Raw genomic sequence first — 23,845 nt, 5'->3', positions numbered from 1 at the left:
TTCACCCGGGCTGCTTCACCCCGGGCTGCTTCACCCGTGGGTGCTTCAGCCGGCGAGTGCCGCGGCCTTACGGGCCAGCTCGGTGACCTCGTCCCACGCCTTCGTCCGCAGCGCTTCCTTCGGCAGCATCCACGTGCCGCCGACACAGGCGACGTTGGGCAGCGCGAGGTAGTCCGGTGCGCGGTCGGCGTCGATGCCGCCGGTCGGGCAGAAACGGGCCTGCGGCAGCGGCGACCACAGCGACTTCAGATACGGCGCGCCGCCGGCCGCCTCCGCCGGGAAGAACTTCATGTCGGTCACCCCGCGCTCCAGCAGCCGCAGCACCTCCGAGACCGTGGAGACGCCGGGCAGGTACGGCAGGCCCGAGCCGCGCATCGCGTCCACCAGCCGCTCGGTCCAGCCCGGGCTGACCAGGAACCGCGCGCCCGCCGCTTCCGCGGCCGCGACCTGGTCCGGGTCGCGCAGGGTGCCCGCGCCGACCACCGCGTCCGGGACTTCGTGGGCGATCGCGGCGATCGAGTCCAGCGCGGCAGGGGTGCGCAGGGTCACCTCGATCGCCCGCAGGCCCCCGGCCACCAGCGCGCGTGCGAGCGGCACGGCGTCCCGTGCGTCCTCCAGCACGACCACGGGGATGACGGGAGCGAGGTCGAGAACGGTATCCATGCGGTCATCCTGGACCGGGGCGACCAGCTCGTGCAACGGCCGTTGCACGCGTTGCAACGGTGCCGCATCCGTCCGGGCGGCCCGGCGCCGTCGGCTCCCGGACCACGAGGGCGCGGCACGCGGGCGCGGACCGTGGCTCCAACGGCGAGGCGCCGTAAGGGGTCAGCGGAGGAGGACGTCCAGTTGGGAGCCGTTGCCCGGGTGTTCGACCTCGAACCCGAGGTCGCGGAGTGCGGCCGCGAGGGCGGAGGGCGTTTTCGGGTCGGCCCCTTCCGTGAGGAGGGCGCGCAGCAAGGTGCCCTTGGTCGCCTTGTTGAAGTGGCTGACCACGGACCGCTTCTCCACGCCGGCCACGACCGTCACCTGGAGCACGCGGACCGTCGCCGTACGGCTCGCGAGGGCGGCCGGGGGCTTCCAGGCGGCCGCGTAAGCGGAGGAGCGCAGGTCGAGGACGAGCCCGCGGCCCGCCACCTCGGGCAGGACGTCGTCGAGGTGCGGCCGCCAGTACCCGGCGAGCCCGCCCGTACCCGGCAGCCGTACTCCCATGGAGCAGCGGTAGGAGGGCACGCGGTCGGTGAGCCGCAGGGCGCCCCACAACCCGGAGAAGACCAGCACCGAGCGCCGGGCCCGCCGCAGCGCCGCCGGATCGAGGGTGGCCAGGCCGAGCGCGTCGTACAGCACCCCGGTGTAGAGGTCGGCGGCGGGCAGTGTGGGCGCGGTGCGCAGCCGTGCGTTCTTGGCGATCTCGCCGTGCAGCCCGGGAGTGAGCCCGAGCACCTCGGCCGCCTTGCCGCCGTCCTCGCCGGCCCCCTCGCACAGGCGCACCAGCTCGTCGAGCACGGCCGCGCGCGCGTCGGTCAGCGCGGGCAGCGACAGCCGGTCGAGCGCGAGTGGCCGCCCCCGTACGGCGGTTGCCTTCCCCTCGGACGGCGGCAGCAGGACGAGCACGGCTTCTCCCTACACGTTCACGACACGTTCCCGGTGATGTTCGCCCGGCCGCCGCGGGCGGCCGACCCGCAGCAGCCTACGGCCCCGGTGAGCGGCTAGGATGAGCCGTACGGCAGACGAGCCGGGCGGACGGTCGCGTCGGATCACCTGTGATCCGCCGAGGAAGGTCCGGGCTCCACAGGGCAAGGTGGTGGCTAACGGCCACCCGGGGTGACCCGCGGGACAGTGCCACAGAAAACAGACCGCCGGGGATCTCGGTCCCCGGTAAGGGTGAAACGGTGGTGTAAGAGACCACCAGTGCCCAGGGTGACCTGGGCAGCTAGGTAAACCCCACCTGGAGCAAGGTCAAGAGGGCGCCATAGGAATATGGCCCCGCGCGGACGTTCGAGGGCTGCCCGCCCGAGTTCGCGGGTAGACCGCACGAGGCTGTCGGCAACGGCAGCCCTAGATGGATGGCCGTCTCCCGGCCGGCCGCGAGGCTGTCCGGCGACAGAACCCGGCCTAGAGCCCGACTCGTCTGCCGCTCCCCCTCCAGCTCAGGCCCCGGCCCGGGGCGCGTCGAGCCGGGCGGCCGTCGTACGGGCCGCTGCGCACCCGAGCCCCGAACGCGCCGAACTTCCGCCGCGAACGGACGCGCGGCGGAAGCTCAGCGGTCGTGCCTACCTGCCGGCGCACTAGGGCCGAGCAGGATTCCGGGTGCGGCTCAGGGCACCACGACGATCTTCTTGCCGGGCGAGGACGCCTGTGCCTCCCACGCCTGGGTGGCCTCCGCCAGCGGATACGTGGCGGTCGGCAGCTCGAACGAGCCGGCCGCGGCCAGGGCCGCGACGCGGTTGTAGGCGGCGAACGCGTCGGCCGGTTTCGCCGTCGTGCCGCTGAAGCCGATGAGGGTCAACTGCGCGGAGCGGAGCATCTCGACGCGGAAGGCGGTCTCGTCACCGGCCGCCGCGCCCACGTTCAGGTAGCGCCCGCCCGGTTGCAGGCAGGCCAGTGCCGGCACTCCCCAAGGACCCCACAGCGGGTCGACGACCAGGTCCACCGGGCCGCCGAGTGCGGCCAACTGCTCGGACAGCGGCTGGTCGCCGAGGACCACCACACCGTCGGCGTCGCGGACCTGGGCAAGGCGCTCGGGGTTCCGGCCGGCCGCGATGACGCGCTTGGCACCGGCCAGCTTCGCGAGCTGGACGAAGGACGCCCCGAAGGGACCGGTCGCTCCCAGGACCAGGACGCTCTCGCCCGCCTGGAGGTCCGCCTTGCGCAGCGACAGATCCGCGCCGGCGCCCACCGCGCCGATCGCCGCGGCGGGGACGCTGTCCAGCCCGTCCGGGACCGGGATGCAGGCCGCGCGCTCGGTCACCAGGAGTTCGGCCAGACCGCCGTTGACGCCCGGCGCGAGGCCGGCGGGAACGGTGGCGTGCACGCGAAGGCCCTGGTCGGGTCCGGCCACGATCGTGCCGACCACCTCGAAGCCGGGAACGTAGGGGACCTTCGGCGGCCCGGCGCGGTGGTGCCCCTCCGCGACGTGCAGGTCGATCGAGTTCAGAGCCGTCGCCTCGACCTGGACGACCACCTGCGTCTCGGTGGCCGGCGACGGGTCGTCGAGGGAGGTGGCATGCGGCGCGGCGCCGACCTTGTCAATTACTGCCGCTTTCATCGCTGCAGCTCCTTCCCGGCGGTGGCGACGTAAGGGGTGTCAAAACTGCGGCTGCCGTTGTCATACGCGATCAGTTGAGTAGATCTCGGGATCGTGGGCATGAGCGGGAGCGTAGCACGTGACCGACCGGTCGGTCACTGATATGACCGGAAACGGCCCCTGGTGACCGGCGGGCTTATACTCCGAGGTTATGGCAGCAGGAGTGCAGATGCCCGGAGCGTTGCAGACACGTGAGGCGTTGCTCGACGCCGGCGCGGCGCTGGCGGAGGAGCACGGCCTGGCGGGCGTCAGCGTGAACATGGTGGTCGCGCGGGCGGGGGTGGCCAAGGGCACCTTCTACGTGCACTTCAAGGACCGCTCGTCGTTCGTCGACGCCATGCACGAACGTTTCCACGCACGGGTGCAGGCCGCTGTCGACGAGGCGATCGCGGGGCTGGCGCCCGGCGCCGAGCGGATCTTCCGCAGTACCGAGGCGTATCTCGACGTCTCGCTCGCGAACCGGGGTGTCAAGGCGCTGGCGCTCGAAGCCCGTTCGGACCCCAACGTGCAGGGTTCGATGGCGGCCCGCCGCGAGCGGCTGGCGGCGGCGGGAGTGGCCGACCTGAGGGTCATGGGCTGGGACGACGCCGAAGCCGCGGCCCAACTGCTCGCGGCGATGACCCGGGAGATCTCGGTGCTGGAGTTCGACGCCGGACGTCCGCTGTCGGCGTCGCGGCGCGTGCTTAAACGGTTCCTCGGGATCTGACACCGGGCCGGCGTTCGCACCGGCCCGCACCCGGCCGGGCGGGCAACCGACCTGCCGTGCCTTCGCGTTCACCCCCGCGCCCCGCCGGTGCACATCCGCGCCGCTATTGTCGAACAACAATTCGGCAGGAAAACGGAAGGCAAAGTTCCGGAATAGCAATGGGCGAAAAAGGGAAAAGGAATGGTCAATCACGAGGGGTTTCCCGCGCTATCACGACGGCCTCACCGAACCTGCCGAAAGTGGACGAAAGCTCAAGGTCTTGCTCTCCGGTGTCTGGATACATGGCGTAGCGAATGCTACGGACGGTGATTTCCGTCCGGCCTGTCTCCTATCGGTCGGGATGCCGTAAAGCGACCAGGTCGGTGGCGGGGTGTCCTGCGACGCAACCGAGGATAGGGATGGCGCCCAATCCGCCTGCGCGTGGCAAGCATGCCACCTTGGCCGATGCCAGTACCTGCGGGGGTCCATTAGTTTACACATCGGTTACAGAAATATTCGCCGACGGTCGCCGGCGGGGTGAACAGGAAAAACCCTAGACTTACGCCGGCGTCGGAAAGTCGGTTTGAGGCAGGGCTGGTTTTCGCGCTTTTCGTATGGGAGGCTGGGGCGATAAGCGACGGAACCTTAGCTCAGCGCGCGGGGAGGCGAAATCGTGTCGGCAAGACAAGATGCGCTCACTGAGACGAGTTCTTGCTCATTTGAGCAGGCTGACGACGCATACACGCTCTGGTCGCTGTTCGACAACTCGTCCGCACGCATTGCGCACTTGGATCTTGAGCTGCGTCTGATGGGGAGCAATGCCGGCTTCGCCGACGTGTTCGGGCTGTCGGTCGAGGAGCTCCCGGGCGTTCCCCTCGTCGACCTGGTGCACGCGCGTGTCAAGGACACCCTGACGCGGCGACTGCTCTCGCTGGCGCGTGGTGAGCGGAGCCGGTTCAGCGACCGGATCGCGACCTTGACCAGCACCGGTAGGACCTGCACCGAGCTGACCGGGATCGCGGTGACGGACGACGCGGGGCGTATCGACTCGCTGGTCGTCCTGCTGGAGTTGGAGCCGGAGGCCGCGGCCGACGCGGCCGAGCCCGCTCCGACCGATGCGAGAAAGCCGCTGACCAGAATGGAAGCCCAGGTGCTGGAGGGCGTGGCAGCCGGGATGTCCACTGTGCAGCTCGCTTCGAAGCTTTTTCTGAGCCGGGGCGGAGTCGAGTATCACGTCAGCGCGCTGATGAAGAACCTCGAAGCGGCCAATCGGTCGGAACTGGTATCCCGAGCCTATTCGATCGGGCTGTTCAGTGCGGGCAGTTGGCCGCCGCAAGTCCTGGATTTCGTCGAGTAGCGCCTCCGGGCCAGGGCGGAAATCCGTCGCCCCACGTTCCCTGAAAGGGTCGGTGGCCTGGCCACTTGCCGGTGGCAGCGGAGCGCGGCGAGAGCGGGATCGCGCCAGGCGTCCGCGGTCGGTCCGGCGAGGGCGAACGGGCACGGCTTCGGGCCGAGCGGGCGCCGTGATCACGCTGGGGCACGATGAGTTCGTCGTCACGGGCAGTGCCACTTGCGGCCGGTGCGAACCCGATCCACTCTCTTCGCAGGCGGGCTGGACAACTGCTGGAGGGTAATCATCCTGAAGGAATGCATCCGATCCATGACGGTGTATGAAACCTGCGGGCCGGCCGGCCGTGCCGATCGGGGGCGGCGTCCGCGGCGTGCCGGCGAAGGCGCGACGGACAGCCTCGAAGGCTCCGATGTCGGGCCGATAGGTGGAGCCGGGACGGGAGCGCGCCGCGAGCCGGCCCGGCACACCGTGAAGGAACGCGGACGAGGCCATCAAAAGCGCGCCCCCCGGCTCGCTTTCGGCATTCTTTCCCGCGCGGACCCCGCCGATCCGGCCCATTCGCCGGGTCGGCCTGGCCGGAATTCGACGAATCCGCGTGCGGCCCCCGACCGCCCGGGGACGCGCGGAGTCCGGCTCGACCGATTTCCCGTGACGAGGGAACCGGGACCGATGCACCAGACGTCACCCAAAGGGACATGTCGGGTGAGATCGACGTCGCGGCCGGGCCGGCGAGGAAAGCCCCCCGACGGGATCTCGCGCACCCCGGAAGAGGTCACGAGACACCGCAACGCCACGACAGTCATCGCGTCACCTTCGTTCATTGAGCCAGTACGGGGAGAAGCAATGAGAGAGGCAGTCGTCTCCGGGGTCGGCACGGGGAGCCAACGGGAGGTTCTCAGGTCGCTGTTCGAGCGGTCCGGCATGTGTCTGGCGAGGTTAGACAGTGGCTTCCGGTTAGTGGAGGTCAACGCGGACTTCTCCCGCCAGTTCGGCTGCCTGCCCGCGGAGCTCGGCGGGCGCAGCTTCTCCGACCTGCTGCACGCCGACGTCCGCACCCAGGTCAGCCAGCAGTTCGCCAGGCTGCTCGCTGCCCAGGGGTCCCGTTTCACCGAGCCGACGATCGAGTTCCACCAGAAGGACTCGACCGTCTTCAGCGCCGAGTTGACCGGCTTCGCCGTCCGCAGCGAGAGCAGCCGTACCGACGGCCTGATGGCCCTGGTATGCCCCCAGGGAGGCAGCAGGACGGCCCGGTCGCCCGCGAGCCACCGGCCGGTGCTGACCGACATCGAGGCGCGCATCCTGGAGGGTGTGGCCCTCGGTGTGTCGACGGTGAACCTGGCCTCCATGCTCTATCTGAGCCGGGGCGGCATCGGATACCACATCGACAACCTGATGCGTAAGCTCAAGGTCAAGAACCGGCCGGCGGTGGTCTCGAAGGCGTACGCCATGGGCTTGATCCGCCCGGGCTGGCCGCCCCGCGTCTACCTCGACTGACTGCCTGCTCACGGCCGGGTCAGCTCAGTTGGGCCGGGATCGCGTTCTTGCTCGGGCGCAGCATCACGTAGGTGAAGAAGATGCCCACCGCGACGAGGGCGGTCGCCACCCACAGGCCGATGTGGTAGCCGCTGAGGAACGCGTGCGACGGGGACGAGCCGGACCGCAGCTCGGAGTTCTGCTTGGACCGCAGTGTCGCACCGATGATCGTGATGCCGAGCAGCCCGGCCACCTCGCGGGCGTCGTTGAGCAGTGCCGAGGCGACGCCTGCTTGTGCCTCCGGGGTGTTCTGCATCACGGCGTTGGTCATGGGCACGTTCATGATGCCCATGCCGCCGCCGAGCACGATGAGGCAGGGCAGCAGCGAGGCGAAGGTCGCGTGCTCGTTGTGCATGTTGAGCATGATGAGGCCGACCGTCATCATCACCATGCCGAGCGAGACGGTGCGGAAGCCGCCGATCCAGCCCTCCATCAGCGTGGAGAAGCCGGCGAACGCGGCCAGCGCGAACGCCATCGGGACGAACAGCAGGCCCGCCTTCGACGGGGAGAAGCCGAGGACGTTCTGCAGGTACATCGAGGTGAAGAAGTAGATGGCCAGGCCGCCGAACGCCCAGATCATCTGGGTGCTGATGCCGCCGGTGAACTGGCGGATGCGGAACAGCCGCAGGTTCACCATGGGTTCCACGGCGCGCGCCTCGATCGCGAAGAAGACCACGGTGGCGATCGCGGCGACGACGAACGCGGTGACGATCTTCGCCGAGCTCCAGCCCGCGTCGTTGCCCTCGATCAGCGCGTAGGTGATGGTGAACAGGGCGATCGCGGACGTGACCAGGCCACCGACGTCCAGGCTCAGTTTCGACTCGGACGCCCTGGACTCGCGGACCGTCTTGACGCTCATCGCGAGCGTCACCACGCCGATCGGGACGTTGATCAGGAAGATCCAGCCCCAGCGGATGTTCTGGGTGATCAGGCCGCCGGTCACCGGGCCGAGGGCGAGGCCGACGGCGGCGCTCACGGTCCACAGGCCGATCGCGCTGGTGCGCTCCTTCAGATCGGTGAAGGTGGAGGTGATGATGGCCAGGGTGGCCGGCGTCAACAGGGCCGCGCCGACGCCCTGTACGGCCCGGCTCCCGATGAGGACGCCGCCGTTGCCGGCCAGGCCCGCCGACAGCGAGGAGAGCGTGAAGATGATCAGGCCGATCATGTACAGCCGGCGGCGGCCGAAGGCGTCGGCGAGGCGGCCGCCGGCCAGCAGCAGTCCGGCCAGGGTGAGCAGGTAGCTGCTCACGATCCACTCCAGGCCGGCTTCCGACAGGTGCAGGCTGCGCTGGATCGTGGGAATCGCGACGTTGATGACGTTCAGGTCCAGATAGGTCATGAACGTCGCCAGGCTGACCGCCAGCAAGGACCACCAGCGCAGCGGGTCAGGGGGTTCTTGGAGTGCTCCAGTGTCTTCTACCTGGTCGCTTGCCGACTCCATGCTTGATGTCACAGCGCCTGCCCCTTCTGTGTCGAGTCTTCGCTGCTCTTGCGCTGTTCTCGTCTTTTATTTTTTGAGTATTTATCGCGACCCAAAGGCCCTGACGGGCCGATATCCTTGGGCGCGTTTCTCCTTGGCGGCCCCACGGACTATACCATGTGACCGACCGGTCGGTCACAGTGTGTAGAGCACGGATACCGCGTCCGCCGGGACGACTTCGCGCCCGGCGCCGGATGAGAGCACCGAACCCCACGGGCTTCTCCAAGCCCGTGGGGTTCGACCTCGATGAATAACCTCGGCTGTTCCGTTTGTCAGATGGGCAGGAAGCGGCCGGTACGGGCGATGTACTCGCGGTACTCGCCACCGAACTCGGAGGCGGACAGCCGCTTCTCCTCCCGCATCGCGGTCGCGGTCAGCCGGCCGATCGCGTAGAGCAGCGGCAGCAGGGTGCCGAGGTGCGGGAACATCGCGAAGGCGCCGAGGAACCCGAGCAGGAACGACGAGTAGAAGGGGTGCCGGATCTTCGAGTACGCGCCGTACGTCACGATCGACACCGGCGCGTCGTCCTCCTGGTGCCACAACGCGAGCGGGACGCGGTGGGTGCCGAGCGTGAAGAACATCAGCGCGATCGAGCCGCCGGCGAGCACGGCGCCGATCGCGGTGAGTGTCGTCACCGCCTTGCCCATGCTGATCCACGAGTGCCAGTGGGCCAGCCGCGCGGCTATCAGGAACGGGGGGACGACGAAGAAGGGGGCCCCGGTCAGCCACCAACCGAGGTTGAAGCTGCCGCCCTTGAAGAAGATCCGGGGCAGCACTCCGATGACCACGAAGTCGGCGAGCACCAGGACCATGACAGGAACGTTCACTGACTATCAGCCTCCGAGATCGAACGGGTACCGGCCGGCGCGGCGGCCGGCCGGGGTGGGGTGGTCATGCGGCGGATTCCTGCAGCAGCTTGACGAGTTCGTCGAGGCTGTCGATCTCGCGGAGGCGGGCCTGGGTGAAGACGGCGTCGAACTCCTCCTGGAGGTCGACGATCATCTCGACCAGCATGAAGCTGTCGGCTGCCAGGTCCTTGATCAGGGTCTGCGGGGTGAGGTCGCTCTCGGGTACGCGCAGTACCCCGGCGACGCGGGTGGCCACGGTCTCGAAGCTGATCGTGTTGGCGGGCATGGGCTCCCTCGAAAGGCTGGCGGCGACTGTGAGCCAGCCGCCGAGGTGTCGGGCCGAAACGTGGTGGTAAGCCGGGTCGTCTGCCCGGTAGTCGCGGAGCATCCGGGTCGCGTTGGCCGGGTCGGCCTTGAACATGGCCTCCTTGACCGTCCACAGCCGCAGCAGGTCGTCGTGGGGCTCGTCGTCCCGCAGGTAGAACCGCGCCGTCGCCGGACGGACCGGCTGGTCGTGTTCGAGGTCGACGCCGACGCCGGCGGCCGAGCCGCCGACGAGGACCGCGGCCACCCCGGCGCGATCGGTGTGCGTGACCGAGGCGCGCGGGTGCGGGAAGCGGTAGCCGGCCGGGTCACCGGGCAGTCCGGCCACCGCCGCCGCGATCCGCAGCGCCTGCCGGCCGGCGCGGGGCCGGTTCACCGTCGCGACCAGTACCCGGATCACTGGTTGGCGAAGCGTTCTTCGAATTCGGCCATGGCCTTGCCGTAGATCTCGACGTCGGCGGCGGTGTAGCGGGCGAGGGTGTCCTCGATCTCCTGCTTGCCGTAGCGTTCTTCCATGCTCTGCAGGGCTTCGCGGACGTAGCGCACGTGCCAGCGTTCGTCGAGCATGATCTTCTCGATGGTGGCGCGGACGGGTGCGGGGGTGTTCTCCTCGCGCAGGTGCTGGTTGTAGTGGCCGATGGTGCGCTTTTCGAAGACCAGGGTGATCGCCATGACCTCCATGAGGCTGGCGGGTACGCCGACCGCGTCCATGTACCGGTCCTGGTAGGCGTCACGCATCGGGATGGCGCGCTGGTCGAGGCTGTCGATGCAGTCCGTCCAGTACGAGGCGTGGGCCGACTCGTCGGCGAAGTGGTGCGTCACGTCCTTCTGCAGCGGCCCGCGGATCGTCCGCGCCACCCGCCCGAAGAACATCGCCCCGCTCATCTCCGAGGAACGGTAGAAACTCGCTATCCACAACTCGTTCTCGGACAGTTGGATGTCACTCACGACGTCCTCTCCCATCGGGTGCGCCCGAGGGCGTGTCGCCCCGGGTCGGTTACGACGACGGCCACTTGGCGACCACCTCCGCGGCGAGCGCGGGCAGGTCGGGCCAGGACCGGGGGTCGTCGCCGTGCGTGTCGAGGATCGCGAACAGCCAGCGCTCCAGCCCGAAGGCGACGCATGCCGAGTGCGCGTCCTGCCCTGCCCTGGTGATGCCGAACGCCTCGCCGAAGTGCTCGTGATGCAGGTTCACCGACGAGATGGCCAGATCCCCGTAGGTCGCCTCGCGCTTGACGGGGCTGAGCTTCTGCATCAGGAAGGCCGGGTTCTGCTCCGGCTCGAAGAACGGGTCGGTCGCGTGCTCCCACGAGACGTCGAGCCCGGCCAGTTCGAAGATCCGGGTGACGGCCTCGGTGGTGCGCTGCGCGAACAGCGCCGTCTCCTCGGCGGTGCCGAGGCAGACGATCTCCCGCATGGTGAACGACCACTGCCGGCGCAGCGGCACGTAGACCGTCTCGCGCCGGTAGCAGGTGTTCACCGTCGTCAGGTACAGCGGCTCGGTGAGGGTCTGGGCCTCGTGCGCCGGGTAGAGGTGGTAGCACGCGGCCGGGGTGAGGATCTCGGTGGCCGGCCCGAGGAAGGGCCGGGGGTCCTGGTCCGGATCGCCGGCGAACCCGCTGAGGGCGTCGGGGTCGAGCCCCACCGCGAAGGTCGCCTGATGCGGGAACGAGCGCAGGTAGCCGGTCTTGCGCAGCACGGCGGCCGGCAGCGTGGACGGATGGCGCTCGGCCTCGGCCCCCCACACACCCGCCAGTTGGACGAACGCCGCGTCCGCTTCCCCGGCCAGCCGCAGCAGGTCGCCGGAGAGCGACGCCTGCCCGGAGGCGTGCCAGTGCATCACGACCGGGTCCCGAAGCGCGTCACGAGCGTGTCGATGTCGCGGAAGTCGGTCGGGCGCAGGTCCTCGACCTCGATCGGTGTGCCCCGCAGCCGTTCCATCAGCAGCAGGAGCTCCGGGATGTGCACGGACCGCAGGGTGCGGTCGGCGAAGATCGGGGAGTGGTCCGTGACCTTGACACCCGACTTCTCACTGACCCACGCGCGCAGCTCGGCGCGGAAGTCCGACTCAGAAAGCATCGACTGGCTCCTCGGGAAGGATCTTTTCGGTGGCGAGGAATCCGAGGCACTTGGCGGTGACCGCGCGACGGTGTTCCCGCTGGTGGGCCGAGTGCCAGGCGGATTCGGCCACGTCCCAGGGGTCGGCCAGGCCGGCGTCCGCGTACACGTCGGGGTTGTAGTACTCCCGCCAACTGCTGGTGATGAACGCCGCGAGGTAGCCGCGTACGTCCTCCACCGTCTGCGGGTCCCACGTCTGCGTCCGCCACAGCTCGGTGACCAGCTGGCGCCCGAAGATCAGGTGCCTGGCCTCCTCCACGTGGTGGTTGCGGTTGATGTACCTGGCCACCGTGTGCAGCCGCTCGTCGCGCGCCTGAATCCAGTTGTAGTGGTCCACGATCTCCTCGAAGATCATGGTCTTGGCGAAGAAGAGGAAGTCGCCGACATCCCTCGGCACTTCCTCCTCGTTGACGGAGAACTGTCGGCTGCGATACACCTGGGCATACCTGGTGCAGAATCCGCCGAAGAAAATGCTGTGCTTGTTCTCCTCGTCGAGGAAGTGGTGCAGGTAATCGGCTACCTGTATCATTTCCTTCCGGTAGAGCCGCTCCGCGAGGCCGGCCATCAGCCCCTTCTCGCCATGGATGTTGAGGCTGTAGAAGTTCACCGCCTCACAGAACGCGAGCCGTTTGCGGCCGGCCTCGGACAGCGCGTCCCACTCCGGGGTGCCGACCAGGCTGAGCAGCTCAGGGGTGGAGAACCAGTCCTCTTCCGGCTGGACGGTCTCCGGCCACTCCAGGGCGGTGTAGGGGTTCTGGTAGGAATGCTGGGAGACCTCACTGAGTCGCCGAGCCACTACCGCGACGGATTCCGCGAGGCTCATGTTCCGTCCCCCGCGCGCCCATGCAGTCGATCACTCATGTCGCCTCCTGGGGCGGAAATCGCGTCGTCGTCACGGCGTGGATTGCCGTTGACCGTCACGTGGCACTCGAACGAATCGATGTCGAGAGGTTTCAACATCGAGCTCCCGTCTTCGCACCAGACCTGTTGCCTGGCAGCGCGAATTGTGTGGCCGGAATCATCGACGAGGGTGAGCGTAGGCCGGGTGAGTCAGGCAAATCCCTAGTCAATATCGGCGCCGTGTCGTGCAGGATGGGGCACATGTCGATACTTGGGTGGCTGAGCGCGCCGTCCCCCGGCCGCGGCGTGTGGTTCGCCGGGGAACGGGACGGCTGGGAGCGGGTCGAGTACGCGGAGCTGGCCGAGGACGCCCGCGCGGTCGCGGCGGACCTGGCCGCGCGGGGCGTGGGCCGCGGCGACGTCGTCGCGATCGCCCTGCCGGGCAGCCGCGACGGGCTCGCCGCGCTCTTCGGCGCCTGGGCGGCCGGCTGCGTCGCGACGATGCTCCCGGTGCCGGGCTACGGCGCGGGCGCGGAGTACACCGCGCACACGGCCGCGATCCTCGAACAGGCCCGCCCGGCCGTGACGTTCGCCGACGCCGAGTCGGCGCCCCTGCTGGAGAGCGTGGCGCAGGTCAGCGAGGTACGGCGGGACGCGAGCGGCGCGGGGACGGTGCAGGAGCCGGCCCGGGTCGCGGTGCTGCAGTTCACCTCCGGCACCACCCGCAGCCCGCGGGCCATCCAGGTCACCTGGGACAACATCGTCGCGAACTTCGCCGTGCTGTGGCGCTGGATGGAGTGGAAGGACGGCGACGGGATGGCGTCCTGGCTGCCGTTCAACCACGACATGGGCCTGCTGGCCTGCGTGATGACGGCCGCGCGGCAGGGCGACCTGTGGCTGATGCGGCCCGACCAGTTCATCCGCGGGCCCGAGCGCTGGCTGGCCTCCCTGGGCCCCGGCAAGGCCGCGCACGCCGGGGCGCCGTCGTTCGGCTTCGGCTACGTCGCGCGCCGGCTGCGGCCGGAGCAGTGGGCGGAACTCGACCTGTCCGGGTGGAAGAGCGCCATCGTGGGCGGGGAGGTGCCCGACCCCGGCGCGCTGCGCGCCTTCGCGGCCGCGGCCGCCCCCTCCGGGTTCGACCCCGCCGCGATCCACCCCGCCTACGGGCTGGCGGAGAACACCTCCGCGTGCACCGCCGGCGCGGTGGGCCGCCCCGGGCGGGTGCTGCGGCCGGACTGGGAGCAGATGCACTTCGGCGAGCCGGTCCGGGTCCTGGAGACCGGCCTCCTGCTGCCGCCGCCCGGCGCGCTGACCCCCGACGCCGCCGACGGCGCCGGGTGGCTGGCCGGGCAGGGCTGGCCGCTGCCGGTCGACGCGGTCGGGGTGGAGATCGCGGACGCCGAGGGGACGGCCCTGCCGGAGGGCTCGCTCGGCGAGATCGTGATCACCGGCCGGTCGGTCGCCGACGGCTACGTCGGTGACGAGCCGTTCGACGGGCTGCTGCGCACCGGCGACGCCGGCTTCGTGCACGACGGCGACCTGTACGTCCTGGGCCGCATGGGCGACAGCCTCAAGGTCCGGGCGCGCACCGTGTACGTCGAGGACCTGGAGCTCAAGGCCCGCGAGGCTGCCGGCCTCAACCGGCTGGCCGTGGTGGCCATGAGCGACGGCGGCCGTCCCGGCATCGCCGTGTTCGCCGAGTCCACGCCGGGCCCCTGGGCCGACAAGGTCACCCAGGCCCTGCGGACCGAACTCGGCCCCGACCCCGAGATCGCCGTCATCGCCGGCGAGCGCGGCCTGATCCGCCGCACGTCGAGCGGCAAGCCGCAGCGGCGGGCGATGTGGCAGCTGTGGTCGGCCGGGAAGCTGCCCGGCACCCGGCTCATGTGACACCGCCGGCACCCGCGGGTGGCGCCACGCAGCAGTCGGTGCCCCGGACCTGGGACCCGCGGCCGTAGGTCCGTGGCGCGGAACGGCAGTCGGCAGTCGGCAACCGGCAAGTCCGCGGTCTGGAAGCGTAGTCGGCAACCGGCGGTGCCCAAGTCGGCGGCCCGCAGTCGTGGTCCGCGGCTCGCGGCCCCCAAGTCCGCAGCCGGTAGCCGGTCGTGAGGACGGCCGCGGGACTCGGCCGGACCCGGCAGGACCCTCGGCCGGACCCGGCCGGCCCGTCATCGGCGAATGCCGTCGATCACGGGTCCGGCGCAGTCGCCGGCACCGCGCGGAAACACCCGGGAAGCACCCTTCGGCGCGGGCACGGTCCCGAAACTGACTAGGGATTTGCTTGAACCGCCGGACATATGCTCGTCCCATCGATGATTCCGACCACACAAATTCGCGGAGCCAGACAACGGCCCGGCGCGAAGACGGGAGCTCGATGTTGGAATCTCTCTACATCGATTCGTTCAAGTACGCGCTCGGCGAACGGAAAAGCCACGTCAACGATTCCGCGGCGGCGGGCAGGCTTTTCTCCTCCGCCGAGGATATGAAGGCGGCAGGATTCCGCTGGCACTACATGTGTGAGCCAGGAACCTCGGCTTATGACCTGGCCTGTGCCGCGGTCCGCCCGATAGCGGACCGGGCGGCCGGCGCCGACGCCATCGTGTACGCCACCTGCCTGCCGCTCAACGGCAACCTGGGCAGCGACGAGGAATGGCGCACCAGCCGGGACGTCAAGCACCTGATGGACTTCCCGGTGAGCAGGCTCCAGGCGGACTTCAAGCTGGACGGCGCGATCGCGATCGGCCTCAACCAGCAGGCGTGCACCTCGATGCTCGGCTCGTTGCGGATCGCGGCCGCCATGCTCGCCAGCGAACCCACGTGGCAGCGCGTCCTGTGCGTGACCGCCGACCGGTTCCCCGAGAACGCGGTCTACGAGCAGGCGTACAACGTGATCTCCGACGGTGCCGCCGCCTGCGTCGTCAGCAGGGAACCGACCGAAGGCGCGTTCCGCCTCCTCGCCAGCCACCAGATCACCAACGGCGGCCTGGGCATGGCGAGCGACGACGAGACCGTGGGCAGCTACTTCAGCTACATGCACCGGCTGATCGCGCAGACCCTGGAGCGGGCGCAGCTGAAGGCCACCGACCTGGACTGGGTGGTCACCCAGAACACCAACGACGTGGCCTGGACGGTCCTCGCCCACCTGTTCAAGATCGACACCGAGAAGGTGGTGAGCGTCACGCTGCCCGACGCCGGGCACGTGATCTCCGCCGACAACGTGCTGAACCTGACGGCGCTCGTCGAGTCCGGGCGGATCAAGTCCGGCGACCGGCTGCTGCTGACGATGGCCGGGTTCGGCCTCAACTGGCAGTCCACCATCCTGGAGGCGGTGTGAGCGCCCGGCGCCGTCCCCTGGAGCAACCCGCCCGCCCGCCGCGGAAGTTCCGCCTCGTCCGGCACGAGGCGGTCTGCCGTGTCCGCCTCGCGGAGGTGACCGACTCATGACCGTCCTGGTAACAGGCGCCGCCGGCTACGTGGGCGGACTGATCGTCAAGGCACTGCGGGAGCACGGCGGCTACGGCGACGTGCTCGCGTACGGCCGCGCCGAGGCGGACCTCACCGTGCCCGGCGTGCTGGACTCCGTCCCGACCGCCGGCATCACGCACATCGTGCACGCCGCCGCGGTGACCAAGTTCGCCGTCGACCGGGACACCGCGAAGGCGGTCAACATCGGCGGCACCGAGCAGGTCGTCGGGCTGGCCGAGCGCTGCCCCGACCTGGAGCGCATCGTCCTGCTCTCGACGCTGTACACCGCCGGGCTCGCGACCGGCGACATCGCCGAGGAACCCGCCGGCGCCGTCGAGGAGCCCCGCGCGGCCGCCGGCGAGGACGACGACAGCACCGACGTCGTCCACTTCGCCAACTACTACGAGTGGTCCAAGCACGCGGCCGAGCGCCTGGTCCTCGACAGCGGGCTGCCCGCCACGATCGCGCGGGTGCCCACGATCATCGCCGACGACGACAGCGGGCACGTCAGCCAGTACAACGCGGTGCACAACACGCTCAAGCTGCTCTACTACGGCCTGCTGTCACTGATGCCCGGCCTCGCCGACGTCCCGGTGGCGCTGGGCACCGGGGAGTTCACCGTCAACGCGACGATGGCGCTGCTCGACGCCGAGCCCGGCTACTACCACGTGTGCCCGGACCTGGAGCAGACCCCGAGGCTCGGCCGGATCGTGGACCTGATGTTCACGGCGTTCGAGCAGGACACCAACTTCATCAGGCGCCAGATCCTGCGCCCCCTGCTGGTCGACGAGGCGGCCTTCGCCAACCTGATCAACGGGCTGCGCACCCTGCCGCACGGACCGGTGCTCGACGCGCTGGAGTCGGTGTCGCCGTTCTCCTCGCAGCTCTTCCGGCCGAAGGTCTTCGGCAACACCAGGCTGCACAAGGCGTGGCCCAACTACCGCGCGCCGGACGCGGACACGCTGGTGTCGCAGACCGCGGAGTACCTGGTGCGCACCCGATGGGGGAGGACGTCGTGAGTGACATCCAACTGTCCGAGAACGAGTTGTGGATAGCGAGTTTCTACCGGTCCTCGGAGATGAGCGGGGCGATGTTCTTCGGGCGGGTGGCGCGGACGATCCGCGGGCCGCTGCAGAAGGACGTGACGCACCACTTCGCCGACGAGTCGGCCCACGCCTCGTACTGGACGGACTGCATCGACAGTCTCGACCAGCGGGCCATCCCGATGCGTGACGCCTACCAGGACCGGTACATGGACGCGGTCGGCGTACCCGCCAGCCTCATGGAGGTCATGGCGATCACCCTGGTCTTCGAAAAGCGCACCATCGGCCACTACAACCAGCACCTGCGCGAGGAGAACACCCCCGCACCCGTCCGCGCCACCATCGAGAAGATCATGCTCGACGAACGCTGGCACGTGCGCTACGTCCGCGAAGCCCTGCAGAGCATGGAAGAACGCTACGGCAAGCAGGAGATCGAGGACACCCTCGCCCGCTACACCGCCGCCGACGTCGAGATCTACGGCAAGGCCATGGCCGAATTCGAAGAACGCTTCGCCAACCAGTGATCCGGGCCCGAGGCCGGTCCGGCCGGCTCCGGGAATCCGCCGCACGACCGCTCACGGCCCCACCGCCACCGTGAAACAGGCAACTTGAGGAGTCAGCGTATGGACGCCAGCGAGATTCTGGGGGAGCTTCTCACCCCTGAGGGCCGCGATGATCCCTATCCGCACTACGCCGCCGCGCACGAGCTGGGGTCCGTCGCCCCGCTGGGCGACAAGCTGTGGATGGTGCCCGGCTACGACGCGATCAACGAGACGCTGCGGGCCGGCGAGTTCGGTCCCTGGGACGACCGGTACAACCGGCTGTTCACGGCCGCCGAATGGAAGCTGCACCCGTCGGTGATCGCCCTGACCAACAGCATCCTGGACACCAACCCGCCGGACCACACGAGGATGCGTGACGTGATGGCCCGGGCGTTCAGCGCCCGCCGGGTCGCCGCGCTCGAACCCATGATCCGGCAGATCGCCCGGGACCTGCTCGACGAGATGGCCGAGGAGGCGGCGGACGGCTCCCCGGTCGACTTCATGGACCGGTTCGCCTTCAACCTGTCCGTCGGCGTGGTCGGCGAGCTCTTCGGCATGCCGAAGGAGGACTGGCCGCGGTTCAAGCAGCTGGCCAACGACTGGACGCTGGTCTTCGAGGTGACGCCGACCGAGGAAGACACCGCCATCGCCGACACGGCCTACGCGGAGTTCGAGAAGTACTTCCAGGACCTGGTGGCCAAGCGCAGGATCGAGCCGGGCGACGACCTGGTGAGCGCCGTCGTGGAGATCACCGACCAGGAGAACGCGCCGCTGACCGCGGAGGAACTGGTCTGCAACCTCGGCGTGGTGCTGGCCGCGGGGATCGAGACGACCACGCACATCTTCGGCAACGGGCTCAACCTGCTCTTCAAGCACCCGGAGGTCGCCGCCGGGCTGCGGGCGAAGGAGATCTCGGCGGACAACTTCGTCGAGGAGGTCCTGCGGTTCGACTCGCCGGTCCAGCTCATCGCCCGGGTCGCCCGGGAGGACGCGGAGATCGCCGGCACCACGATCCCGATGGGCGAATGGGCGCTCCTCGCGCTCGGCGCCGGCAACCGGGACCCGAAGCGCTACACCGACCCCGACCGCTTCGACCCGACCCGCACCGCCATCCAGCCGGTGTCCATGGGCGCGGGCATCCACCACTGCCTCGGTGCGCCGCTGGCCCGGCTGGAGGGCGCGGTGGCCTTCTCCGAGCTGCTCGAACGGTTCCCCCACATCGCGCCGGCCGGTGAGCCGACCCGACGGGACCGCCTGACGATTCGCGGGTACGAGAACCTGCCCGTGACCCTCGGCTGACGTCGAAAGCGGCAGCGTCCGGCCATGGCCGCCGTGTTCGGTGAAACGTGCACGGCGGCCGCCGACGGGACGGGCCGGCCGAGAACACACCGGAATCATTCCCGGCTCCTGTCCTGGTGCCAGTCGGACCTCTGTGGAGAAATCGATGACTGAATCCCCCACTGGTAGCGGAGCGAGCATCGCGATAGTCGGCATTTCCTGCCGGCTGCCAGGAGCCGCCACCCCGGACGGTCTCTGGGAAATGCTTCGCGACGGCCGGCACGCCATGGGAATGGCGTCCGACAAGAACCGGGCGTCGATTCCGGCCGGCGTCGACTGGCCGGGCGGATTCGTCGACGACATCGACGCGTTCGACGCCGGGTTCTTCGGCGTCTCCCCGAACGAGGCGGCGGCGATGGACCCGCAGCAGCGCGTCGTCCTGGAGCTGTGCTGGGAGGCGCTGGAGGACGCGGGCATCGTTCCGGCCGGCCTGTCCGGGAGCCGCGCGGGCGTGTTCCTCGCCAGCATCTCCAGCGACTACGCCACCTTGCTGGCCCGCCGGCAGGGGGACGTCAACCGCTACACGCTGACCGGCCTGAACCGGGGGATCATCGCGAACCGGGTCTCCTACAGCCTGGGCCTGCGCGGGCCGAGCCTGACCGTGGACTCCGCGCAGTCCTCCTCGCTGGTCTCGGTGCACCTGGCCGCCGAGAGCATCCGGCGCGGCGAGACGGACCTGGCCCTGGCGGGCGGGGTCAACCTCATGCTGGACCCGGGCAGCACCGCCATGACGGAGCAGTTCAACGCGCTCTCCCCGGACGGGCGTTGCTACACCTTCGACGCCCGCGCCAACGGCTTCGTCCGGGGCGAGGGCGGCGCCGTCGTCGTCCTCAAGAGCGCGGAGCGGGCTCGGGCCGACGGCGACCGCATCTACGGCCTGATCCTGGGCAGCGCCGTCAACAACGACGGCCGCACCGACGGCCTCACCGTGCCCAGCGAGCAGGCGCAGCGCGACGTCATCCGGCTGGCGGTCCAGGCGGCCGGCGTCCGGCCGGACGACGTCCAGTACGTCGAACTGCACGGCACCGGCACCAAGGTCGGCGACCCGATCGAGGCGGCGGCGCTGGGCGCCACGCTCGGCGCGGGCCGGCCGGCGGCCACGCCGCTGCTCGTCGGCTCGGTGAAGACCAACATCGGGCACCTGGAAGGTGCGGCCGGCGTCGCCGGGCTGCTGAAGGTGCTGCTCAGCATCGAGCGCCGCCGCGTTCCGGCCAGCCTCAACTTCGAGCACCCCCACCCCGCCATCCCGCTGGCCGAACTCGGTCTGAGCGTGCAGCGTGCGGAAGGGCCGTGGCCGGACGAGCGGCACCGGCTGATAGCGGGGGTCAGCTCCTTCGGCATGGGCGGCACCAACTGCCATCTCATCGTGGCCGAGCCGCTGTCGGCCGAAGTGCCGTCCGCTGAACTCCCGTCCGCTGAACTGCCGTCCGCTGAACTCCCGTCGGGCGAGCCGCTGTCGGGCGAGCCGCAGACCCGGACCCGGCCGGCCGTTCCCACCGACCACGTCGCCGCGCACGGCTGGCCGCTGTCCGGCCGTACCGCGCCCGCGCTGCGGGCACAGGCGGGCCGGCTGCGCGCGCACGTCGAGTCGCGGCCCGGCGTGCCCACCGCCGACACGGGTCTGTCCCTCGCCACCACGCGCCAGGCGTTCGAGCAGCGCGCCGTCGTCCTCGGCGCCGGCCCCGCGGAGTTCCGCGCCGGGCTCCAGGCCCTGGAGACCGGCGACCAGGCGGCGAACGTGGTGGAGGGCACCGCCCGCGCCGTCGGCGGGACCGTCTTCGTCTTCCCCGGGCAGGGCTCGCAGTGGGCGGGTATGGCCCGGGAGTTGCTGGACACCTCCCCCGTCTTCGCCGAGCACCTGACCGCGGCCGCGCAAGCGCTCGCCGAGTACCAGGACTGGTCGGTGCTCGACGTGGTGCGCGAGCTGCCCGGGGCCCCGTCGCTGGACCGGGGCGACGTCGTGCAGCCGGTGCTGTTCGCCGTGATGGTCGCCCTGGCCCGCCTCTGGCAGGCGCAGGGCGTCACCCCGGACGCCGTGATCGGGCACTCCCAGGGCGAGATCGCCGCCGCGCATGTCGCCGGCGCGCTGTCCCTGTCCGACGCCGCCGCCGTCGTCGCGCTGCGCGGCCAGGCCCTCAACGCCGTGGCCGGCCTCGGCGGGATGGTGTCGGTGGCCGAGCCGGTCGACGCGGTCCGCGGCCGGATCGCCGGCTACCCCGGCCTGCTCGGCGTGGGCGCCGTGAACGGCCCCGGCAGCACCGTGGTCTCCGGTGACCCCGCCGCGCTCGTGGAGTTGATGGCCGCGTGCCGGGCCGACGGCGTCCGCGTCCGCGAGGTCCCGATCGACTACGCGTCGCACTCACCGCAGGTCGACGCCATCGAGCAGGACCTGCTGCGGCTGCTCGGCTCGATCCGGCCCCGGCGGGCGGAACTGGCCTTCTACTCGACCGTCACCGGTGGCCTGCTGGACACCACCGAACTGACCGCCGCCTACTGGTTCCGCAACCTCCGCCAGACCGTCGAGTTCGAGTCGGCCGTCCGGGCCGCGCTCGCCGACCACCACCGTGCCTTCGTCGAGACCAGCCCGCACCCGGGACTGGTCGGCAGCATCGGGGAGACGCTGCGGGACGCGGGGGTCACCGACTCGCTCGCGACCGGGACGCTCCGCCGCGGCCACGGCAGCCTCCGGCAGTTCTTCACCGCGGTCGGCCAGTACTACGTGCAGGGCGGCGCCCTCGACTGGGAACCGGCGCCGGGCGCCGCCAGCCGCGTCCCCCTGCCGACGTACGCCTTCCAGCGCGAGCGCTACTGGTTCGCCGTCCCGGACGCGTCCGACGGCCGCCCGGGCGGGGCGGAGGAGATCCTGCCGCGGCCGGCCGAACCGGCCCGGCCCGACCGGGAGCCCGCCGCGGACACCGCGGGCCGCACCGAGGACCTGGTGGGCCTCGTCCAGAAGGCGACCGCCATCACCCTCGGGCACGCGGCACCGGGCGCCGTCGACGTCACCCAGACGTTCAAGGACCTCGGGCTCGACTCGGGGGCCGCGGTCGAGCTGCGCGGCCGGCTCGCCGCAGCCACCGGCCTCGAACTGCCGGACACGCTGGTGTTCGCGCATCCGACGCCGGCCGCGCTCGCCCGTCACCTGCGCGCGGAACTGGCCGGGGACACGGCCGCCGGCACGGACCTCGACCAGCCGGCCGGGCAGCCGGCGGCGAGCTCGGAGCCGCTGGCGATCGTCGGGATGGCCTGCCGGTACCCCGGCGACGCCAACTCGCCCGAGTCGCTGTGGGAACTCGTCGCCGGCGGCCGTGACGCGATCGGGGAGTTCCCCGACAACCGCGGCTGGGACCTGGCGGCGCTCTACGACCCGACCCGGGGCCGCTCGGGCACCTCGTACACCAGGAACGGCGGCTTCCTGCACGACGCGGACGAGTTCGACCCGGACTTCTTCGGGATCAGCCCCCGCGAGGCGACGGCCATGGACCCCCAGCAGCGGCTGCTGCTCGAAACGGCCTGGCAGGCGCTGGAGGACGCCGGCATCGACCCCGCCACGCTGCGCGGCGGCCAGGTCGGCGTGTTCACCGGGGTGATGGCCCAGGACTACGGCCCGCGGCTGCACGAGCAGGCCGACGGGTACGACGGCTACCTGCTGACCGGCAACAGCCCCAGCGTCGCCTCCGGACGCGTCGCCTACGCGCTCGGCCTGCACGGCCCCACGTTCACCGTGGACACCGCGTGCTCCTCCTCGCTGGTGGCGCTGCACCTCGCCGCGCAGGCGCTGCGCTCGGGCGAGTGCACGCTGGCGCTGGCCGGCGGGGCCACCGTCATGGCCAGCCCCGGGATATTCGCCGAGTTCAGCCGGCAGAGCGGCCTCGCGACCGACGGCCGCTGCAAGGCGTTCTCGGCGGCGGCCGACGGCACCGGCTGGGCGGAGGGCGCCGGGGTCCTCGCGGTCGAGCGGCTGAGCGACGCCAAGCGGAACGGCCACCGGGTCCTGGCGCTGCTGCGCGGCTCGGCCGTCAACCACGACGGCGCGTCCAACGGGCTCACGGCGCCGAGCGGTCCGGCCCAGCAGCGGGTGATCCGGGCGGCGCTGGCGTCGGCCGGGCTCGGCCCCGCCGACGTCGACGCGGTGGAGGCACACGGCACGGGCACCCGGCTGGGTGACCCGATCGAGGCCGAGGCGCTGCTGGCGACGTACGGGCAAGGCCGCGACGCCGAGCGGCCGTTGTGGCTCGGCTCGATGAAGTCGAACATCGGCCACACGCAGGCGGCCGCCGGGGTGGCCGGGGTGATCAAGATGGTGCAGGCGCTGCGGCACGAGGTGCTGCCCGCGACGCTGCACGTGGACGCGCCGTCTCCGCACGTGGACTGGGAGTCGGGTGCGGTCAGGCTGCTGACCGGCGCGCGGCCCTGGCCGGTCGGGGAGCGGGTCCGCCGCGCGGGCGTGTCCTCCTTCGGGATATCCGGCACCAACGCCCACGTCATCCTCGAAGAAGCGGCCGAGGAGGCTCCGGAGCCCGAGGCGGGCACCGGGACCCGGGGGCCGATCGGGGCCGGCGACCGGACCGAACTGCCGTTGGTGCCGGTGGTGGTGTCGGCGAGGGATGAGGTGGGGTTGCGGGCGCAGGCGGGTCGGTTGCGGGAGCATCTGCTGGCGCGTGCGGAGTTGGGTGTGTTGGATACGGCGTTTTCGGCGGCGACGACGCGGGCGCATTTGGAGCATCGTGCTGCGGTGTCTGCTGCTGATCGTGAGGGTTTGTTGGCGGGGTTGGTGGCGTTGTCGGTGGGTGAGCCGGGTGTGGGGGTGGTGCAGGATCGTTCGGTGTCGGGGAAGACGGTGTTTGTTTTTCCTGGTCAGGGTGCGCAGTGGGTGGGTATGGCGGTGGGGTTGTTGGATTCTTCTGTGGTGTTTGCGGGGGAGGTGGCGGCGTGTGATGAGGCGTTGGGTGGGTTGGTGGATTGGAGTGTGGT

The 23,845-nt window shown here is 70.5% G+C and carries 19 protein-coding genes and 1 other RNA gene; 10 read left to right on the top strand and 10 right to left on the bottom strand.

The window, feature by feature from the left end; all coding sequences use genetic code 11:
* Positions 1 to 45: 45 nt before the first annotated feature.
* Both eda and yaaA read right to left on the bottom strand, forming a co-directional pair.
* Complete coding sequence (eda, locus tag ACIPAE_RS03615) at positions 46 to 663, bottom strand: bifunctional 4-hydroxy-2-oxoglutarate aldolase/2-dehydro-3-deoxy-phosphogluconate aldolase (protein WP_366412016.1); 618 nt, start codon at positions 661 to 663, stop codon at positions 46 to 48.
* Positions 664 to 825: 162 nt separating this feature from the next.
* Positions 826 to 1,611, bottom strand: a complete 786-nt coding sequence (gene yaaA, locus ACIPAE_RS03610; protein WP_402442681.1) for a peroxide stress protein YaaA — start codon at positions 1,609 to 1,611, stop codon at positions 826 to 828.
* 117 nt (positions 1,612 to 1,728) lie between these two features.
* Between yaaA and rnpB the strand changes: the two genes are divergently transcribed.
* Positions 1,729 to 2,131, top strand: an RNA gene (gene rnpB / locus ACIPAE_RS03605) — RNase P RNA component class A.
* Positions 2,132 to 2,314: 183 nt separating this feature from the next.
* On the opposite strand, the gene ACIPAE_RS03600 is transcribed toward rnpB, so the two are convergent.
* Positions 2,315 to 3,265, bottom strand: a complete 951-nt coding sequence (locus ACIPAE_RS03600) for a zinc-binding dehydrogenase (RefSeq protein WP_329369882.1) — start codon at positions 3,263 to 3,265, stop codon at positions 2,315 to 2,317.
* Between the two features lie 190 nt (positions 3,266 to 3,455).
* On the opposite strand from ACIPAE_RS03600, the gene ACIPAE_RS03595 reads away from it, so the two are divergent.
* From ACIPAE_RS03595 to ACIPAE_RS03585, 3 genes are all read left to right on the top strand, one after another.
* Positions 3,456 to 4,010, top strand: a complete 555-nt coding sequence (locus ACIPAE_RS03595) for a TetR/AcrR family transcriptional regulator (protein WP_328463525.1) — start codon at positions 3,456 to 3,458, stop codon at positions 4,008 to 4,010.
* A gap of 652 nt (positions 4,011 to 4,662) precedes the next feature.
* Positions 4,663 to 5,346, top strand: a complete 684-nt coding sequence (locus ACIPAE_RS03590) for a LuxR C-terminal-related transcriptional regulator (RefSeq protein WP_329369884.1) — start codon at positions 4,663 to 4,665, stop codon at positions 5,344 to 5,346.
* 303 nt (positions 5,347 to 5,649) lie between these two features.
* Complete coding sequence (locus ACIPAE_RS03585) at positions 5,650 to 6,834, top strand: PAS domain S-box protein (RefSeq protein WP_402442678.1); 1,185 nt, start codon at positions 5,650 to 5,652, stop codon at positions 6,832 to 6,834.
* A gap of 19 nt (positions 6,835 to 6,853) precedes the next feature.
* Here ACIPAE_RS03585 and ACIPAE_RS03580 read toward each other — a convergent pair whose 3' ends face one another.
* The 7 genes from ACIPAE_RS03580 to ACIPAE_RS03550 form a co-directional block, all read right to left on the bottom strand.
* Positions 6,854 to 8,326 carry an MFS transporter gene (locus tag ACIPAE_RS03580; RefSeq protein ID WP_329369888.1) on the bottom strand — a complete coding sequence of 491 codons (1,473 nt, stop codon included), beginning with the start codon at positions 8,324 to 8,326 and terminating at the stop codon, positions 6,854 to 6,856.
* A 299-nt stretch (positions 8,327 to 8,625) separates the two neighbouring features.
* Entirely contained in the window at positions 8,626 to 9,180 is a 555-nt protein-coding gene (locus ACIPAE_RS03575) for an isoprenylcysteine carboxylmethyltransferase family protein (RefSeq protein WP_329369890.1), read from the bottom strand.
* A 64-nt stretch (positions 9,181 to 9,244) separates the two neighbouring features.
* Positions 9,245 to 9,925 carry a phosphopantetheine-binding protein gene (locus tag ACIPAE_RS03570; protein ID WP_329369892.1) on the bottom strand — a complete coding sequence of 227 codons (681 nt, stop codon included), beginning with the start codon at positions 9,923 to 9,925 and terminating at the stop codon, positions 9,245 to 9,247.
* Positions 9,922 to 10,473, bottom strand: coding sequence for a ferritin-like domain-containing protein (locus ACIPAE_RS03565; protein ID WP_328463503.1), 552 nt, complete (start codon positions 10,471 to 10,473; stop codon positions 9,922 to 9,924). Before ACIPAE_RS03565 ends, ACIPAE_RS03570 begins: the two co-directional genes overlap by 4 nt.
* Before the next feature lie 49 nt (positions 10,474 to 10,522).
* Positions 10,523 to 11,365 carry an aminoacyl--tRNA ligase-related protein gene (locus ACIPAE_RS03560; protein ID WP_402443287.1) on the bottom strand — a complete coding sequence of 281 codons (843 nt, stop codon included), beginning with the start codon at positions 11,363 to 11,365 and terminating at the stop codon, positions 10,523 to 10,525.
* Positions 11,365 to 11,604: a hypothetical protein gene (locus ACIPAE_RS03555; RefSeq protein WP_329369895.1), complete on the bottom strand. Its 240-nt coding sequence runs from the start codon at positions 11,602 to 11,604 to the stop codon at positions 11,365 to 11,367. Before ACIPAE_RS03555 ends, ACIPAE_RS03560 begins: the two co-directional genes overlap by 1 nt.
* The gene (locus tag ACIPAE_RS03550; protein ID WP_328463511.1) at positions 11,594 to 12,466 is read right to left on the bottom strand and encodes a diiron oxygenase; all 873 of its coding nucleotides are present in this window, start codon (positions 12,464 to 12,466) and stop codon (positions 11,594 to 11,596) included. The genes ACIPAE_RS03555 and ACIPAE_RS03550 overlap by 11 nt, the downstream gene beginning before the upstream one ends.
* Positions 12,467 to 12,744: 278 nt before the next feature.
* Between ACIPAE_RS03550 and ACIPAE_RS03545 the strand changes: the two genes are divergently transcribed.
* The 6 genes from ACIPAE_RS03545 to ACIPAE_RS03520 form a co-directional block, all read left to right on the top strand.
* The gene (locus ACIPAE_RS03545; protein WP_329369897.1) at positions 12,745 to 14,373 is read left to right on the top strand and encodes an AMP-binding protein; all 1,629 of its coding nucleotides are present in this window, start codon (positions 12,745 to 12,747) and stop codon (positions 14,371 to 14,373) included.
* A 484-nt stretch (positions 14,374 to 14,857) separates the two neighbouring features.
* Positions 14,858 to 15,817, top strand: a complete 960-nt coding sequence (locus tag ACIPAE_RS03540) for a 3-oxoacyl-[acyl-carrier-protein] synthase III C-terminal domain-containing protein (RefSeq protein ID WP_328463507.1) — start codon at positions 14,858 to 14,860, stop codon at positions 15,815 to 15,817.
* 106 nt (positions 15,818 to 15,923) lie between these two features.
* Positions 15,924 to 16,967, top strand: a complete 1,044-nt coding sequence (locus ACIPAE_RS03535; protein ID WP_329369902.1) for an SDR family oxidoreductase — start codon at positions 15,924 to 15,926, stop codon at positions 16,965 to 16,967.
* A complete protein-coding gene (locus tag ACIPAE_RS03530) occupies positions 16,964 to 17,515 on the top strand; it encodes a ferritin-like domain-containing protein (protein ID WP_328463503.1) in 552 nt (183 codons plus the stop codon). Before ACIPAE_RS03535 ends, ACIPAE_RS03530 begins: the two co-directional genes overlap by 4 nt.
* Positions 17,516 to 17,614: 99 nt before the next feature.
* Complete coding sequence (locus tag ACIPAE_RS03525; protein WP_329369904.1) at positions 17,615 to 18,832, top strand: cytochrome P450; 1,218 nt, start codon at positions 17,615 to 17,617, stop codon at positions 18,830 to 18,832.
* A gap of 145 nt (positions 18,833 to 18,977) precedes the next feature.
* The coding region (locus ACIPAE_RS03520) for a beta-ketoacyl synthase N-terminal-like domain-containing protein (RefSeq protein ID WP_402442672.1) at positions 18,978 to 23,845 on the top strand (4,868 nt) is incomplete at its 3' end.

The organism is Streptomyces sp. NPDC087270 (genome assembly GCF_044744625.1).
Lineage (GTDB): Bacteria > Actinomycetota > Actinomycetes > Streptomycetales > Streptomycetaceae > Actinacidiphila.
Note: the sequence above shows the minus strand (reverse complement) of the source record. Positions and strands in the feature narration are given on the sequence as shown.